Genomic DNA, 15699 nt, shown 5'->3' with positions numbered 1-15699 from the left:
CCCAAGGGGCTTGCTTGAGCCGGTTGCTCGGAAAGCGGGCATGGCCGGTTCTGAGGGGGGACCGCTGCAGCAATGCAGCGGTCCTACCCGACGAGTCCGAGTTCGCCGCCCTGCGCTACTTCGCCCTCAACGGCACCGACCACCGCAGCCATGGCGAACAGAACGCCGCCATCGGCGCCTACGTGCGCTGGCGAAATGCCCGCGCCGAACCGAAGACCAGCTTCGCCCCCGACTCACCCATCCGCACCTGAACCGAGTACCCGGCCAAGGCTGCCTGACGGTCCGCTACCCTTCCGTCGGCTGTTGCCGGGGCGGTCCGTCGGGTAACCCGGGCGCTGCAGCCCGTCGGGCGCCGACGCGGTCTCCGGCTCGCCCATCCCGTCCGGGCTTACCCCCACCCCGTCCCTCGGTTCCCTGACAGGCAGCTCACCAGGGAACCGGGCCGTGCTCGTCGAAGAAGCCGCCGGTCGGCCCGTCATCGGGCAGCGTGGCGAGCCGGACGACCACGGCCGCGCCGTCGGCCGCGGTGCGGGTGAGGCCGGGGAACGCGGTGGTGAGGTCGGTCGCACACGGCCCCGGATCGGCGGCGTTGACCAGGATGTTGCGGCTGCGCAGTTCCTTGGCGTACTGCACGGTCAGCGAGTTGAGTGCGGTCTTGGACGGGACGTACGCGGCCAACGGGGGCCGGGTGGTGAAGTAGTCCTCGGGATCGGTCATCCGGGCGATGGAGCCGAGTCCACTGCTGACATTGACGATCCGGGCGGCGGGGGAGCGGGCGAGCAGCGGCAGCATCGTGGTGGTCACGCTGATCACGCCGAACACGTTGGTCTCGAACACCCCGCGTACAGTGGGGAGTTCGACACTGCCAGGGCTCTGGGCGGCGAGGTCGCCAGAGATGCCGGCGTTGTTGACCAGGATGTCCAGCCGGCCAAAGCGCTCCTCGATCCAGCGGGCAGCGGATAGGACGCTGGCGCCGTCGGTGACGTCCAGGGTGACCGGGTACACCCGCGGGCCCAGGTCGGCTGCGGCTGCCGCACCGCGGTCCGGGTCGCGCGAGGCCAGCAGGACGTTCGTGCCGAGCGAGGCGAGCCGGGCTGCGACCTCGCGCCCGATGCCCTTGTTGGCACCGGTGACCAGGGCAGTCGTGGTTTCTGTCATGCGTTCAGCCCACCACGGGGGCGGCCGGGAGTTCCAACACCGATCAGGTACGCAGCGATACCGTGCGGGTATGGAAAGACTGGAGGTCCGCGAGCTCGTCTACTTCACCGCTGTCGCCGAAGAACTGCACTTCGGTCGGGCGGCCGCCCGGCTAGGGATGACCCAACCGCCGCTCTCCCGCGCCATTCAGCAGCTCGAACGACGGCTGGGCGTGGCCCTGTTGGAACGTGGCAGTCGCCGGGTCGCACTGACCGAGGCGGGGGCCGTCCTGCTCCGCGAGAGCCGTATGGTGCTCGACGCCGCGTCGGCCGCGGCGCGCCGCACCCGGCGGGCCGGCCGCGCCGACCCGCGTCTGGTCCTGGTCATCAAGCCGGGCGGCGACGGTGGCCTGCTGCCCGCGATCCTCGACGCCTATCAGGCTGAGCCGGGTGCGCTGCCGGTCGAGCTGGTGTGCAGCTTCGGCGAGCGTGAGATCCTCCTGCGGGAGGGTCGTGCCGACGCCGCCCTGCTTCACCGCCCCCACCACGACCTCACCGGCCTGGACACCCAGGACCTCCTGACCGAGACTCAACTTCTCGTGATGCCGAGTTCGCATCGCCTCGCGGGCCGTACCCGGGTCTGCCTGAACGACCTCGCCGGGGAGCCCCTGCCGCGCTGGCCGGGCGCATCTGAGGGTGGCTCACACGGACCCGAGGTCCACGACCTTGGGCAACTTCTCCACCTCATCGCCTTGCGCCGCATGGTCGCCGTCCTCCCCTCCTCCATCCGCGACCAGCTCCGCGACGACCTGGTCGCTGTCCCAGTCGATGATGCCGAGCCCACCACGCTCCTCCTCGCCTGGCCCGAGCACGCCACCTCCCCAGCCCTGGCCGCCTTCGTCCGCACGGCCGCCGCAGTGGCGGGCAAGGCGACGGGCCACGGCGGGTAGAGCGGAGAGACACGCGGGGTGGGAGGCGCCCCCGCCCATGCTCGCAGGCGTGCGAACACTCCAGGACGCCCTCACGGCCACCGTCGAGATCACACCTGTAGGCAGAATGACGGGCACCGGACGGCGAACCAATTACGCGGTCGACAATCCGAGCCAAGCCACTAGCCCCGTACTTCGCGGGTCACCGATTCAGGTCTGTGGCCAGCGGGTTTGCGTGACTTCAATGCCGAGGAGTTCGAGGAGGTGGAGTTGGACGCCGCGGGTGATCTGCACTATCGGCCGGTCGGCGATGGTGCCGATGCGTAAAGTCAGTTCGCTGAGGTGATATGGATCATCCGGCCGGTGGGGCGAACCCGGCGGTTGTCCGGGTAGAGGCCGACCATGGTCTGCTCGGCGCCGAGCGCCCGTCTGACCTGGCGCTCGATCAGGCAGAACACCAGGAGTGCGAGACAAATCACCTGGATCAGTGCGGCGACGCGGTGGTTGTGCTGCACGAACACCGGCGCGACGGCGAGCGGGCCCTTGAAATCCGCGTACCGGCGCTCGACCGCGCCTTGGCCCTTGTACTGGACCAGTACCTGCGCAGGGCCGGCCTTGTCGGCGGGCATGCCGGCGAGCAGGGCGTACCAGCCGTCGACCGCGGCCTCGGCGTCCAGTACCTCCTGGTCGAAGTGCCACTCCAGGCTCGGGACGCCGGTCCCGTCCCCGGTGATGTGCCAGCGCAGGCAGGACACGACACGGCGGCGGGCGGCGATGACCCCGACCCGGGCGGCGATCTTCTCGCGGGTCCTGTAGTGCCATCCGCCCGCCGCACCGGCGAGCTTGTCCAGCTCCTCCTGCGCCTTGGCCAGCCGCTTGGCCCGGGCTGCCTGCTGCCCCCTCGCGTTGCCGGTGGAGTGGACCAGAATCCGTCGCACCGTCAGCACCGGGTCGCGCTTACGCGGCCCGGTCAGGGTGTGGACATCCTCCAGCACCCGGTAGACCTCCCGCTCCCCGGGCGGCCTGCCCGCGTCCCGCTCGGGCACCCAGTCCACAACGCGGGCCTGTTCCAGACCGAGGGCGGCGTAGACCTCGTCCTTGACCTGCGCGGCCGGGACCGGCGCGATGAACTCCACCTCGGCAGCCAGCAGGGCGGCAACGTTCGCGTAGGACACCAGTCTGGAGTCCGCGACCATCAGGAACCCCTGCTCACCCGCCATCGCGGACAGGTCCCTCATCGCTCCGACGACCTGGCTGACCTCGGCCGTCCCGCCGCCGAACACGCGGGCGTGTACGGGGATGCCCCCCGTCGGCGGACACCGCGAGCCCGGCCTGGACCTGCTTCAGATCCACCCGCCGGTCCTTGGGATGCCCGTAGCCGATGACCGGGTACTGCTCGTCCTGCTCCTCGGCCGGGCAGGCGCCGTGGACGGACATGCTGGTCATGTCCCAGTGCAGCCTCGACACGTCGATGCCGAACTCGGCGATCGCCCGCACGCCGACCGTTCCCGTGATCTTCTCCAGGTGCGGGGCGACCGCGTCCAGAGCCCGGGCCAGGCGGTCGTCGTTGAGCAGGGCCGGCTCGATACCGAAGACCTCCTCAACCGCCCAGGTCCGAGCCCAGTCGCCGACCCGCACCAGCGGCGCGGGCGAGGTCAGCCGGTTCGCCACCATCGCCTCGATCACCTGCCCGTGCGTCAGGTGCGCGCTCGCACCACCCGGGCACAGCCCGTCGACGATCCCTGCCACATCCAGCCGGCGCAGAAACTCGGCAGCGACAGGCAGAGCGCCCAGACGCTTCTCCACCACGGACGTCACCACCACATCCAGGCGCTGACGCTGAGACCGAGGCCGCGGGGACCGGGAAGTCATCGACACATCCGGCCCAACGCCGCCACCCCGGCCCGGGACACCCCCGGGCCGGTCTTACCATACGAATCAGCGACCCGCGAAGTACGGGACTAGCATGAACGTCGCCCGCGTGAGGCTCGCCGCAGTCCAAGCAGATGGGCAATTGCACAGGTCACCTCGGTTCTGTCTGAACCCTCAGAAGATCTGCACCCATCCAAAGGCTACGAGTAGGCGGGGGCCGGGCTCTGCCGTGTCGAGGGCGACGAGGTCGCCGTGGTCACCGACGGCGCGTCTGGCGTCGGCCTGGGGATCGCCTAGGGATTCGTGAACCAGGGCGCGCGCGGGGTCATCACCGACCTGCACGTCATCGGGCGGCCAACTCCTCGACGGGATTCCGGACCGCGAGGTTGGTGTCGAAGAAGACGCTGAGTGTCTGAACGGCCTGGTCGACGTACTGCAGCACGTCGTAGAGGTCATAGTGGCCGGCTCCCTGCACCACCTGCAGGCTCTTGTCCGAGGTGGTTCGCCGGAACAGCTCGTATCCGTCGCGGTAGGACCCGAAGCTGCCGACACGGTTGCCCACGATGACCTGCAGGGGTTGGGTGAGGAGTTCCTCGACGAGATGGAAGGCGTCGAACGCAATCACCGAGGCGATGCTGACGAACCGCAATCGGTTAGTCGAGTTCGGATGCTCGCCTCGGGGCGTGCGGTAGTAGTCCACTGCTTCGAGTACGTCGGCGTCGCTGACCCCGGCCGCGTGTGCGTCCTCTGGACTGTCGGGGACCCACGGGCGAATCCCGGGCTGCCCGCCACGGGCCTCGATAGTGCGTTGCTGGCCGACTTCTTCCAGCAGTCGCACCGCGTTCCCCGGCGGCCATCGCCCTCCCGTCGTGCCCGACCAATGTTGATCGGCGACACCACGCCCACCGCGGCGATGCGATGCTCGGTCATGGCGGCATTGACGGCATAACCGCCACCCGCACAGATGCCCAGCACGCCGATACGCGCCTCGTCGACGAACTTGAGCGTGGTGAGGTAGTCCACCGCGCACCGAATGTCCTCCACACGCGACGCCGGTTCCTCCAGGTAGCGGGGCTCACCACCGCTCTCGCCCTGGTAGGACGCGTCAAAAGCAAGGGCAACGTACCCGCGCTGCGCCATCTTGGCGGCGTACAGCCCCGCAGTCTGCTCCTTGACGGCGTTCCCGGGATGGACGCAGACGATGGCGGCGTAGGTATTGCTCGGGTCGAAGTCGGCGGGCAGGTGGAGGTTGCCGGCGACATCAAGGCTTCGGTTGCGGAATCGCACTGGTTGCATGTCTTCAGCATGGCCGCCGACCATGAGACTTTGAATGGTTGCCAGTGCCCAGTTCTTGTTCCAGAATCCACACATGGCACGTGACCCCATCTCTGAGGTGCTCCACCTCGTGGACGCACGCTGCGTGATAACCGGCGGCCTGCACGCGGGTGGGCAATGGTCGCACCGCTCTCAACCGGACACCGCGGTCAAGATCGACGCAGTGGTGAGCGGCTCGTGCTGGCTGATCGCCGACTATCAGGCACCCGTACGCCTTGGCTCAGGAGACGCCGCAGTGCTCTGCGGCGTCGACACCGCCGTCCTGTGTAGCGATCCGAACCTGACACCGGACGTAGGCCAGGAGCCACCGCAGAAGCTGGGCCTCTTCTCGCGGATCGGCACCGGCGAGCCGGACGTGGTCATCATCGGCGGCCATGTCGATCTCGATCCCACATCGGCGGACCTGTTCACGTCAGCGTTGCCGTTGGTGCTCCACGCACCGGCCAAGGACGCGGAAGCGGCCGAGATGCGGCGTCTCCTGGAACGGATCGTAGACGAGAGCGAAAGCGACCGCGCCGGAGCGCGCTTCGCCGCCGACCAGTACGCCCAACTCCTGCTCCTGGAAGCACTTCGCACCGTGATGCGACACCACGCCGCCGTCCCACCCGGCTGGCTACGCCTGCTGATGGACTCTCGACTCCGCCCCGCGGTAAGTCTCATGCACGCCGATCCCGGCCGAGCGTGGCAGCTTCCCGAACTCGCCGCTGCCGCGAAGATGTCCCGCAGCCACTTCGCCCGCCAGTTCAAGCACGTGTCAGGACAACCGCCTCTGATGTATCTGTCTCACTGGCGCATCCAACTCGCCCAACGTGCATTGCGAACGTCCGACGTAACGGTCGCATCACTGGCACAGCGGCTCGGCTTCGCATCCGAAAGCACATTCAGCCACGCCTTCGCCCGTGTGGCCGGCACATCCCCATCGCGCTATCGGCGAAGCGTCGGTATTTGACGTATCCGGGACGCACCCGAACACGCCGTCTGGATCTGGGGCATCACTGACAGCCCGCTCCTACCGGGAACTTGAAGCCGCCCTGGGCGTCGCGCACTTCATCGAGGCTGAGGCCGAGTTCGGTGAGCCGGCGCACCCGGGCGAGCAGGACGGCGTCGCGGACGCTGTAGGCCCGGTAGCCGTCAGGGCGCCGCTCCGGTTCCGGAAGCAGCCCGACATGGTGGTAGTGCCGGATCGCCCGGTTGGTGAGCCCCACGAGCGCGGCGATCTCTCCGATTCGCATGCCGCCAGTAGAAACCATGCCGTTGCGTCGAGGTCAAGCGCTGAAAGTATCGTCGGGAACAACACCAATTCCAGCGCACTTAGCACCGAAAACGTACACACGTGCCAGCGTACGCATCCGGCCAGAGTCCGCTCCCGCTCCCCCTCGTCGTCCTCGTCGAGTTCGACTGTCTCCGGGTCGCGAAGAGGGCACCGGGTGCCGCCAGTGGGTGGAGGCGGTGGCGTGGGCGAGTAGCGGAGGGGCTGCTGCCGGCAGTGCACGTGTCTTCATCGGGCGTTCACCTGTTCCGTGAGCTTGCCCTTGCGCAGGTTGAGGATGCGGTCGGACTGCGCGGCCAGCTGCTGGGAGTGGGTGACGACTACCACGCATGTGTCCTGCTCGTGGGCGAGGTCGCGGAAGGTGTCGATGATGCCCTGGGCGGTGTCCTCGTCGAGGTTTCCGGTGGGTTCGTCGGCGAAGAGAATGTCGACGTCGCAGGCGAGTGCGCGGGCGATGGCGACGCGCTGCTGCTGGCCGCCGGAGAGCTGCAGCACGTTACGGGTTGCCATCGCCTTGTCGAGGCCGATCTTCTCAAGGAGCTGCAGGGCGCGGGCCTTGCGGCTTCCGGTCGCGGGCTTCGCGCCGGTGATTTCCATGGCGCAGGTGACGTTCTGGAGGGCGGTCATGTAGGTGAGGAGGTTGTACTGCTGGAAGATCGTGGCGGCGTGCTTGTTGCGATAGCGGCCCAGGCCCAGAGCGGTGAGGTCCTGGCCGTCGAAGCTGATCGTGCCCTTGGTGGGGGTGTCGAGGCCGCTGGCGAGGCTGAGCAGGGTGGTCTTGCCGCTGCCCGAAGGGCCCAAGATGGTGTAGAACGTGCCGCGTTCGAAGGCGTAGTCGATGCTCTTGAGAACGGTGGTCCTGCGGCGCTGGCCGGAGTAGGTGTGGCTGACGTCAGCGAAGCGCAGGACGGGCGGGGTGGCGGTGGCGGTGGTCATGGCGGGTCACTTGCCCTTCGTGAGGATGGTGCGGGGGCTCAGGCGCAGCACGGCGCTGGCCGGGATGGCGGTGGCGAGCAGGCCGATGCCGAGGCCGATGGCGCCGAGGGTGATGAGGTCCGCCGGGTCGAGTGCCACTGACATCTTGTCGATGGGGTCGGCGTTCTCGACGGGCTTGTCGTTCGGGTCGATGCCCTGATCGAGACCGGTGCTACCGGGGGCCGGAGGCTGCCAGGAGTCGATCTTCTTCTCAGCGGCGGAGGCTTCCTTGCCGAGCAGTGACTGGCCGGCGCTCTGGGTCAGGTCCGGGGTGAAAAGTGAGCTCACGCCGATGGCGATGGCAGCGACCACGACGATTTCCAGGGCCTGCTGGGTGATGAGCTTGCTCTTCTTCTCGCCCATGGCCAGCAGGACGCCGTACTCCTTGCGGCGCTGCTTGACGGCGAGGTTGACCAGGAGCGCCAGGACGGCCGCGCCGGCGATGCCCATCAGCCACATGGCGACGGTGGCCGTGGAGCGGATGCTCTTGAGCGGGCCCGTCATCTGCTGGACGGCCTTGTCGTTGGCGTCCAGCTTGAAGCCGTCGAGCGCCGAGCCCGCGACCTGCTTCGCCTTGTCCTTGAACGCGCTCTGTGCGTCGGCGTCCTGGAGGAGGAAGGTCGCCTTGCCGACCTGCAGCGCCCCCTTTCCTTCGGACTCGAGTGCGGAGATACCGCCCACGGTGCCGTACAGCAGGTTGGCCGGGCTGAGGAAATTTTCAGGTTCGGGTTCGGTGCTGGGGCGCGGGTCGCGGTAGATGCCGGCCACGGTGAAGTCGGCCGTCGTCTTCTCGTCGTTGCCGGTCAGGGTGATCCTGTCGCCGACCTTGAGACCGTTCTTCCTGGCCAGCCGCTCCTCGATCAGGAGCTTCTTCTTGTTGCTGTCGGCGGCTGTGAGGTGCTTGCCGGACAGGAGGGTGAACTTGCCGCTGCGGAAGTCGGGCAGCAGCGAGGAGTCGAGCACGCCTGTGGCCGAGGTGCCGCCGGGGCCCATGGTCTGGGTCTTCGGCCCGCCGTCGACCAGCTTGTACTTGTCCTTGAGGAAGGCGCGGTCCCACATCGAGTAGGTGTACTTCTGCACTTGGGGCAGGGACCCGAGCTTGTCGACGGTCGCGGCGTCGATGCTCGGGGCCTGCATGCCACCACCGCCCAACTGGTGCATGTCCATCTCCATGTTGACCTCCGCGCCCACGGAGCGCTTGGTGTCCTGCTCTGCCTGGGCCGTCGCGTCGTTGATCAGGACGCCCGCCAGCACCATCACGGAGATGACGAGGAACGTGGCGAGGGTGATCAGGGTGCGGCCCTTGCGGGCCCACAGGCTGAGTCCCGCGCGTTTGACGAAGTTCATGGGTATCGCTCTTTCGGTCCCTGTCGGTGGATGGAAGTGCGGTGAGTGGCCCGGCTATTCGGTGTCGGCGAGGATGGAGCGGGGGTGCAGGCGGAGGATCCCGATGCCCGGAACGACGGTGGAGACCAGGGAGATGCCGAGCCCGATGCCCGCGACCTTGCCGACGGCGGCCGGCTCGACCCGTACCGCGGCCGGGGCGATCTCGGCGCCCCGCGCCCCGGCCGCCGCGACCTGCTTGCCGGCCTGGCGGCCGAGGAGCGCGTCAGCCGCGTGCTGTCCGGCGAGCGAGCCGGCCAACGTGGCGAGCGCGACGGCGGGCAGGGCCACGGCTGCCACCTCCACGGCGTGCTGGCCGACGAGTTTCCACTTCTTCTCGCCCATCGCGAGCAGCGCCCCGAGCTCAGCGCGCCGCTCGCGGATCTGCAGCGTCACGATGAGGCCGAGGATCAGCGCTCCGGCCAGGGCGATCACCCAGACGATCAGTCCCGCGAACGTGCCGACCTGCTGGATCGGGCGGACCTGGTCCTTGTACGCCTTGTCGTTGACGCGGAAGTCGAAGCTGCCCTTGCCCAGCAGCCGTTCGGCCTCGGCGTGCAGTTGTTCGGCCTGGTCCGGCGAGCCGATCTTGAACACCGCCTCGCTGACCGTCTCGGTGCCGGTACCGAGTTTCTGCGCGGTGCCCACCGGTACGTACAGCGTGTTGCCGGGCAGTTCATGCGGCCGCGTCCACCTCGTCGGATCCTGTGTCGGGTCCTGGAAGATGCCGACGACCGTGAGCGGTACCGTGCGTTTGCCGTCTTCAGACCGCACCTGCATGGTGTCGCCCGCCTTGAGGTGGTTCTTCTCGGCCAGGCGCTGTTCGATCACCGCGAGGTCGTGGCCCGCGTCCGCGGGAGTGATGCCGCGGCCTGCCGTGATCTTCGTCGAGCCGTACGAGAAGGGCAGCAGCATGCCCGAGTCACGGACGCCGTTCACAGCCAGAGGATCCTTTTCCGCTCCGTGTTTCTTCTTCCCGGCTCCGGTGCCGCCCGGCTTCGGTGTATTCGACGTCAGCGGCGTGAAGCCACGCGCGTCGGCCCGCACCGGAAGCTCCGGGTTGTAGCGGTGCACCAGGTCCGAGGCACCGAGCCGGTCGGCCAGGTCCGGGGTGAGGCCCTTCTTCTTGACCGTGACGTCGACGCCGATGGTGCGCTGCGCATCGGCTTCCTGACGGGCGGCGGCGGCCTGCAGCAGAAAGCCACCGAGGAGCAGGGAGCAGATGACGACGAAGATCGCCAGCAAGGCGGCGGTCTTGGACTTTCTGGCACCAAGGCTCATCCCGGCGCGCTTGACGAAGTTCATGCCGAAGACAAAAGCAGTCTGCTGTTTGCAGCAAGATAAGCGTGTTACAGCGGCATAAGGGCTGGCCCGGTCCTGGTCGCGGGGCAAACCTCGACCCGGCCATCACCGGCCGGTCCGATACAGCGCCGGCTGGCGCGGGGCACACCGCTCCGCGTCCTTATCCGGCTGCAATCGTGATCTTGGTTTCATGGGGACATGAGAGTCTTGGTAGCCGAGGACCACCGTGTTCTCGCCCGCACCATCGCCACCGGTCTGCGCCGCCAGGCAATGGCCGTCGACATCGCCGCCACGGGCGACGCGGCCGAGCGGATGTGCCTGCTCACCGCCTACGACGTACTGATCCTCGACCGCGATCTGCCAGTCATGAGCGGCGACGAGGTGTGCAGGCGGCTGCGGGAGCTCACCGACCCGCCGCGGATCCTGATGCTGACCGCGGCCGGCGAGCTCACGGACAAGATCTACGGCCTCACCGCGCTCGGCTCCGACGACTACCTCGCCAAGCCCTTCGACTTCACCGAACTCGTCGCCCGGGTGCGGGCGCTTAGCCGCCGCGCCCCCAAGCCGCCCCCCGCTGTGCTGCGCTTTGGGAACATCACCCTGGACAAGGCGCGGCGCGAAGTGTCCGTGGACGGCCGTCCGCTGGAGCTGACTCCGAAGGAGTTCGCGGTCCTGCACCTGCTGCTTGCCGCCGATGGCGCGCCGGTGGCGCACGACGAGCTGGTCCGCACCGTCTGGGACGAGCACCTCGACCCGCGCACCAGCGCGGTCCGCGCCACCGTCAGCCGGTTGCGCGGCAAGCTCGGCGACCCCGGCCTGATCGCCGCCGACACGGGAGAGGGATACCGGCTGTGCGACTGAACCCGCGGGCGCTGCTGAACAGACTGCCCTTCCGCGGTCGCCTGGCCGCCGCCTTCTCCGGGCTCTTCCTGCTCGCCGGCACCGCCCTGCTCGCCTTCGTGGTGCTGCTCGCGCGCTACGGAACGGATCAGCAGGTCCAGGGGCTGTCGATCACGTACGGCGATGTGCCGAGCAGTCATGCGACGCCCTTCGAACCCATGCACCCCGCTCGGCCGAATCGCTCCTCTCAGGCCCCGAGCGAGAGCGTCATGATCAAGAAGATCGACCAGACCGTGCAGGCCGTACAAATCACCGCGCTGCGCCAGATGGTGCTCTGGTCCGCCGTCGGCCTCCTCGTCATGGCATTCTTTGCCGGACTGCTCGGCTGGTGGCTCGCGGGACGGGCACTGCGTCCCGTCGCCTCCATGACCGAAGCCGCCCGCCGCATCAGCGAACAGAACCTGCACCAGCGCCTGGCACTCACCGGCCCCGACGACGAACTCCACCGCCTCGCCGACACCTTCGACACCATGCTCGACCGGCTGGACAAGGCTTTCGAGAGCCAACGCCACTTCGTCGCCAACGCCTCCCACGAACTCAAGACACCCCTCGCCGCCCAGCGCGCCACCCTCCAGGTCGGCCTCGCCGACCCCCTCCCCGAAAGCCTCGTCGATGTTCGCGAGGACCTGCTCACCACCAACCGCGAAGCCGAACAACTGATCAACGCGCTCCTGCTTCTCGCCCGGAGCGACCGCGGACCGGACGAGACCGAAAGCGTGGATCTTGCGGAAGCCGCCCGGCTCGTGACCGCCGAACTCGCCCCGCAGGCAGCCCAGAGCGGCGTGCACATCGACCTCGACGCCGACACCCGGCCAGTCGTTCCCGGTGACCCCGTCCTGCTGCGCCACCTGCTGACGAACCTGATCCGCAACGCCATCCAGTACAACCACCCCGGCGGCAGTGTCCGCGTACGACTCGACGCCGCCACCGTGACGGTGACCAACACAGGCCCCCACGTGCCCGCCGAACGGATCCCCGACCTGTTCGAGCCCTTCCGACGCCTCGACGTGGACCGCACCGCCACCACCGGCCACGGCCTGGGGCTGTCCATCGCCACCTCCATCGCCGAGGCACACCACGCCACGCTGACGGCGCAACCCGGCCCCAAGGGTGGACTCGCTCTCACCCTGCGCTTCCCCTGAGAGTCGTGGCGGTACTCCTCACCGCCTGCCTGCCCATAGCCGCCAGCCGGTCCATCTGCCAGAGCGGCAGATGGACCGGCCGACCGGGCCGCAACCGGCAGCAGGACCCATTCGGCATGGTTCATGTCCGACCCGTACCGGGGCCGTCGATCCAGCCGGTCGACCGCGTGATCGAACCTGCGGGCGAGGCAGTCACACCCACGAGTGGGCGAACTCCTCAGCCCCGCGCACTGGAAGATGCTGCGCGCCATGGCGCCGCAGGAGCCGAACGACCTCTTCCTTGTCGGCGACACTCACCAGCGTATCTACGACAACCAGGTCACTCTCGGCAGCCTGGGCGTCCACATCCGGGGCAGGTCCTCGAAGCTGACACTCAGCTACCGCACGACGCGCGAGATCCTGAATTCGGCGATCCATCTGCTGGACGGTACGGAGTACGACGACCTCGACGGCGAGACGGACGACCTGGCGGGCTACCGGTCGGTGCTGCATGGACGGCGGCCGCTGCTGCGCCGTGCCGAAAGCTGGGAGCAGGAACTCGACCTGGTGGCGGATCAGGTGCAGGCGTGGCACGACGTAGCACGCGAGTCGGTTGCGATCTGCGTCCCGACGAATGACATGGCCGATGACGTGGTGGCCCGGCTCACCAAACGAGGCATCATGTCTGCGAAGATCACCGGTGACGGGCCGCGACGGGACGAGGGCGTGCACGTCGGCACCATGGGCGGCTCGGTAGCGTCGCCGCCATGCTGAGTGCCGACGAGCCGTCGCTGAACGACCTGAACGACGAGCAGATCCAGAATCTTCTGGGCAGGTCGCCCCGAAGGTGAAGGAGCTGATGGAGGGGGTCACCCTCGCGATCGATTACTACAAGGAGGGCGGCTACGACCGGGAGACGTGGAACCGGATCTGCGACGGGCTCGCGCACGAGGCGATGAACCTGATGATGGCGCTGTCCGCTCCGGCTCATCCGTATCTGGCCCGGGACTGCGAGAGGGCCGTACGGGAGGCCGCGGGCATCACGCCGCGCGAGGGCGGGATGCGCGAGGCGCTTCAGCAGCAGGTCGCCAAGGGGCTGCTGATGGCGGTGGTCACGGTCGGCCAGCAGATGATGGTCGAGCCCGAGGAGTGGCCGGACGCGCTTCCGGCCACGGTGCTCGGCGCGGTGCGGTCCTCGAAGAGAATCAAGGCCGATCCGACCATGGCGAACCTGCGCGATTAGGGATCGGGCCCCGTGTGACGGGTGCCGGAGACTATCTCAACCCCCGTTCCGCTGGCGTCAGTTCGGGGGTTTCCGTCTGCCCCTTCGGCCAGGCCGGGTACCGGTGGTGCCGTCTGCGTTGATCGAGTGGGGTGGGAGGGGCCGATGGCCACGCGGGTGTTCTCGGATGAGGAACTGGAGGGTGGCTTACGGTCCTTCCCGGCGATCGGCAAGGACGAGCTGATCCGCTATTTCACCCTCACCCCGGCCGACGAGGCGTTCCTGCGGAAGTTCCGCCGGTCCCAGAACGTCCTGGGCGCCGCCGTGCAGTTGTCCACGCTGCCCTGGCTGGGCTTCGTCCCCGACGACGTGCCCGCCGCTCCGCCCGCGGCAGTCGGCCGGCTGGCCCGCCAGCTCGGGCTCGCCGTGGCCGATCTGGCGGGCTACGGCGAGCGGGAGCAGACCCGTACCGACCATCTGCGCCAGGTCGCCGAGTTCCTGTCGTGGAAGCCGGCGAAGGCGCTGGAGCTCAAGGAACTGGATGAGTTCCTGCTGGCGCGGGCGATGGAGCACGACTCCCCGTCGCTGCTGTTCAGGCTGGGGTGCGAGTACCTGCGTGCGGCGAAGGTGATCCGGCCGGGTGTCGTCTCGCTGCTGGAGAAGGTCGCCACCGCCCGCGAGGCCGCCGAGCGGGAGACCCACGCCCGCGTGGCCCACCTGCTGAACCCCGAGCAGGCGCAGGGTCTGGACGGGCTGCTGGTCGTCGACCCTGAGCTGCGGTCCTCGCGGCTGCACTGGCTGGGTACCGGACCGGTGCAGGCGTCGCCCAACAGCGTGGGCGGCGAGGTCGACAAGCTGAGGTTCCTGCGCGGCCTGGACGCCGACACGCTCGACCTGTCCGCGCTGCCCGCCGAACGACGCCGTCACCTGGCCCAGATCGGGCGCCGTCTGACCGCGCAGGCCCTGGTGCGGCGCGAGCCGAACCGGCGCCATCCGATCCTGCTCACGCTGCTGGCGCAGTCCGCGGTCGATGTTCTCGACTCCGTGGTGCAGCTGTTCGACCAGACGCTGTCGGGTTCGGAGTCCCGGGCCCGGATCAAGCTGCGTGACGAGCTCGCCGAGCGGGCCAAGCTGTCGGAGGGACGGCTCGCGCTGCTGGACGAGATCCTGCCCGTCCTCGCGGACATCGGCATCGCGGACGAGGAGGTCGGCGCACTGCTGCGAGAGAAGATCGGCATGGACCGCATCCGCGCCGCCCACGCCGGCGCCACCATCAGGTTGCCGAAGGACCATGGGCGCCTCGCGCTGCTGGCCGGCTCCTACAGCTACATACGGCAGTTCGCGCCGAAGGTGCTGGAGGCGGTGCGGTTCGCCGGCGGCACGGACGCGAAGCTGCTGATCGAGGCACTGGAGATCCTGCGGGAGCTGAACGCCACCGGCGCCCGCAACGTCCCCGACGGCGCCCCCACTGTGTTCGTGCCGTCCCGGTGGCAGGGCTACCTCGATGAGGCCGCGGCGAAGGGGGATGCGACCGCCTACCGGCACTACTGGGAGCTGTGCACGCTGCTGAGCCTGCGCGACGGGCTGCGCTCGGGCGACGTGTACGTGCCCGGCTCGCGCCGCTACGACAACCCGGCCGCCTACCTGTTCAAGCCCGCCCAGTGGGAGGCGCACCGCGCGGAGTTCTGCCGCCTCGTCGGCAAGAGCCCCGACTTCTCGGAGGCCCTGCCACTGGTGATGGACGAACTCGACGAGGCCCTGGGCGACCTGGAGAGCACGCTCCAGCGCGGCGACGGGCCGGTGCGGCTCAACGACGACGGGGAGCTGGTCATCTCCCCGCTGACGGCGGAGGACATCCCCACCGAGGCCGAGGAGCTGCATGCGGAACTGGAGCGGATGCTGCCGAACGTGCCGATCGCCTCGCTGCTGGTGGAGATGGACCGGCACACCGGCTTCCTGGACTGCTTCACCCACGCCGGCGGCAAACAGGCCCGCTCCCCGCAGCTGAAGAGGAACCTGAAGTTCGGTCCGGCCGCGCGTAATTACGCGGTGGCCCGGCTGGCGGCGGACGTGGGACTGCGGATCAACGAGGCACGGATGCTCGACCTGGACGACGTCCGGTGGGAGCTGGGCCGGTTCGGCAAGCTCAACGTCCGGCACGGCAAGGGCTCCCGGAGGCGTGGGCCGAAGCCGCGGCTGGTGCCGCTGATCAACGGCGTCGACCGCAACCTGCGGTGGTTCATCGAGGACGTGT

The 15699-nt window shown here is 68.7% G+C and carries 15 protein-coding genes and 2 pseudogenes; 8 read left to right on the top strand and 9 right to left on the bottom strand.

Features of this window, described 5'->3' with window-relative positions:
* A pseudogene (locus ACWEKM_RS42370) lies at positions 1-251 on the top strand (hypothetical protein); the annotation flags it as partial.
* A gap of 175 nt (positions 252-426) precedes the next feature.
* Here the strand turns inward: ACWEKM_RS42370 and ACWEKM_RS42365 are convergent.
* Complete coding sequence (locus tag ACWEKM_RS42365; RefSeq protein WP_451626639.1) at positions 427-1158, bottom strand: SDR family oxidoreductase; 732 nt, start codon at positions 1156-1158, stop codon at positions 427-429.
* A gap of 70 nt (positions 1159-1228) precedes the next feature.
* On the opposite strand from ACWEKM_RS42365, the gene ACWEKM_RS42360 reads away from it, so the two are divergent.
* A complete protein-coding gene (locus ACWEKM_RS42360; protein ID WP_451626638.1) occupies positions 1229-2086 on the top strand; it encodes a LysR family transcriptional regulator in 858 nt (285 codons plus the stop codon).
* A 308-nt stretch (positions 2087-2394) separates the two neighbouring features.
* Here ACWEKM_RS42360 and ACWEKM_RS42355 read toward each other — a convergent pair whose 3' ends face one another.
* From ACWEKM_RS42355 to ACWEKM_RS42340, 4 genes are all read right to left on the bottom strand, one after another.
* Positions 2395-3348 carry an IS1634 family transposase gene (locus tag ACWEKM_RS42355; protein ID WP_451626637.1) on the bottom strand — a complete coding sequence of 318 codons (954 nt, stop codon included), beginning with the start codon at positions 3346-3348 and terminating at the stop codon, positions 2395-2397.
* On the bottom strand, positions 3275-3874 hold the full coding sequence (locus tag ACWEKM_RS42350; RefSeq protein ID WP_451626636.1) for a DUF4277 domain-containing protein: 600 nt from the start codon (positions 3872-3874) through the stop codon (positions 3275-3277). Before ACWEKM_RS42350 ends, ACWEKM_RS42355 begins: the two co-directional genes overlap by 74 nt.
* 406 nt (positions 3875-4280) lie before the next feature.
* On the bottom strand, positions 4281-4562 hold the full coding sequence (locus tag ACWEKM_RS42345; RefSeq protein ID WP_451626635.1) for a hypothetical protein: 282 nt from the start codon (positions 4560-4562) through the stop codon (positions 4281-4283).
* Entirely contained in the window at positions 4559-5308 is a 750-nt protein-coding gene (locus ACWEKM_RS42340) for an alpha/beta hydrolase (protein ID WP_451626634.1), read from the bottom strand. Before ACWEKM_RS42340 ends, ACWEKM_RS42345 begins: the two co-directional genes overlap by 4 nt.
* On the opposite strand from ACWEKM_RS42340, the gene ACWEKM_RS42335 reads away from it, so the two are divergent.
* Positions 5307-6221, top strand: coding sequence for an AraC family transcriptional regulator (locus tag ACWEKM_RS42335; protein ID WP_451626633.1), 915 nt, complete (start codon positions 5307-5309; stop codon positions 6219-6221). The genes ACWEKM_RS42340 and ACWEKM_RS42335 overlap by 2 nt on opposite strands.
* An 88-nt stretch (positions 6222-6309) precedes the next feature.
* Here the strand turns inward: ACWEKM_RS42335 and ACWEKM_RS42330 are convergent.
* The 4 genes and pseudogenes from ACWEKM_RS42330 to ACWEKM_RS42315 all read right to left on the bottom strand — a co-directional run.
* Positions 6310-6504, bottom strand: a pseudogene (locus ACWEKM_RS42330) (MerR family transcriptional regulator); the annotation flags it as partial.
* Between the two features lie 266 nt (positions 6505-6770).
* On the bottom strand, positions 6771-7478 hold the full coding sequence (locus ACWEKM_RS42325) for an ABC transporter ATP-binding protein (RefSeq protein WP_451626632.1): 708 nt from the start codon (positions 7476-7478) through the stop codon (positions 6771-6773).
* Between the two features lie 6 nt (positions 7479-7484).
* A complete protein-coding gene (locus ACWEKM_RS42320) occupies positions 7485-8864 on the bottom strand; it encodes an ABC transporter permease (protein WP_451626631.1) in 1380 nt (459 codons plus the stop codon).
* A gap of 54 nt (positions 8865-8918) precedes the next feature.
* Positions 8919-10292, bottom strand: coding sequence for an ABC transporter permease (locus ACWEKM_RS42315; protein WP_451626630.1), 1374 nt, complete (start codon positions 10290-10292; stop codon positions 8919-8921).
* Positions 10293-10400: 108 nt separating this feature from the next.
* Here ACWEKM_RS42315 and ACWEKM_RS42310 point away from each other — a divergent pair, with 108 nt between their 5' ends.
* The 5 genes from ACWEKM_RS42310 to ACWEKM_RS42290 all read left to right on the top strand — a co-directional run.
* Positions 10401-11063, top strand: coding sequence for a response regulator transcription factor (locus tag ACWEKM_RS42310; protein ID WP_451626629.1), 663 nt, complete (start codon positions 10401-10403; stop codon positions 11061-11063).
* Positions 11060-12244: a sensor histidine kinase gene (locus ACWEKM_RS42305; RefSeq protein ID WP_451626640.1), complete on the top strand. Its 1185-nt coding sequence runs from the start codon at positions 11060-11062 to the stop codon at positions 12242-12244. The genes ACWEKM_RS42310 and ACWEKM_RS42305 overlap by 4 nt, the downstream gene beginning before the upstream one ends.
* 204 nt (positions 12245-12448) lie before the next feature.
* Positions 12449-12997: a hypothetical protein gene (locus ACWEKM_RS42300; RefSeq protein ID WP_451626628.1), complete on the top strand. Its 549-nt coding sequence runs from the start codon at positions 12449-12451 to the stop codon at positions 12995-12997.
* Positions 12998-13070: 73 nt separating this feature from the next.
* On the top strand, positions 13071-13466 hold the full coding sequence (locus tag ACWEKM_RS42295; protein WP_451626627.1) for a hypothetical protein: 396 nt from the start codon (positions 13071-13073) through the stop codon (positions 13464-13466).
* Between the two features lie 144 nt (positions 13467-13610).
* Positions 13611-15699: DUF4158 domain-containing protein (locus ACWEKM_RS42290; RefSeq protein ID WP_451626626.1), on the top strand; the 2089-nt coding region annotated here is incomplete at its 3' end.

It is taken from the genome of Streptomyces sp. NPDC004752 (genome assembly GCF_053601275.1).
This window is presented reverse-complemented; position numbering and strand designations above follow the sequence as displayed.

Excerpts from the sequence above, each read along its gene's own strand:
- ACWEKM_RS42365 (WP_451626639.1), bottom strand. The coding sequence starts at position 1,158 with ATGACAGAAACCACGACTGCCCTGGTCACCGGTGCCAACAAGGGCATC.
- ACWEKM_RS42360 (WP_451626638.1), top strand. The coding sequence starts at position 1,229 with ATGGAAAGACTGGAGGTCCGCGAGCTCGTCTACTTCACCGCTGTCGCC.
- ACWEKM_RS42335 (WP_451626633.1), top strand. The coding sequence starts at position 5,307 with ATGGCACGTGACCCCATCTCTGAGGTGCTCCACCTCGTGGACGCACGC.
- ACWEKM_RS42340 (WP_451626634.1), bottom strand. The coding sequence starts at position 5,308 with ATGTGTGGATTCTGGAACAAGAACTGGGCACTGGCAACCATTCAAAGT.
- ACWEKM_RS42325 (WP_451626632.1), bottom strand. The coding sequence starts at position 7,478 with ATGACCACCGCCACCGCCACCCCGCCCGTCCTGCGCTTCGCTGACGTC.
- ACWEKM_RS42320 (WP_451626631.1), bottom strand. The coding sequence starts at position 8,864 with ATGAACTTCGTCAAACGCGCGGGACTCAGCCTGTGGGCCCGCAAGGGC.
- ACWEKM_RS42310 (WP_451626629.1), top strand. The coding sequence starts at position 10,401 with ATGAGAGTCTTGGTAGCCGAGGACCACCGTGTTCTCGCCCGCACCATC.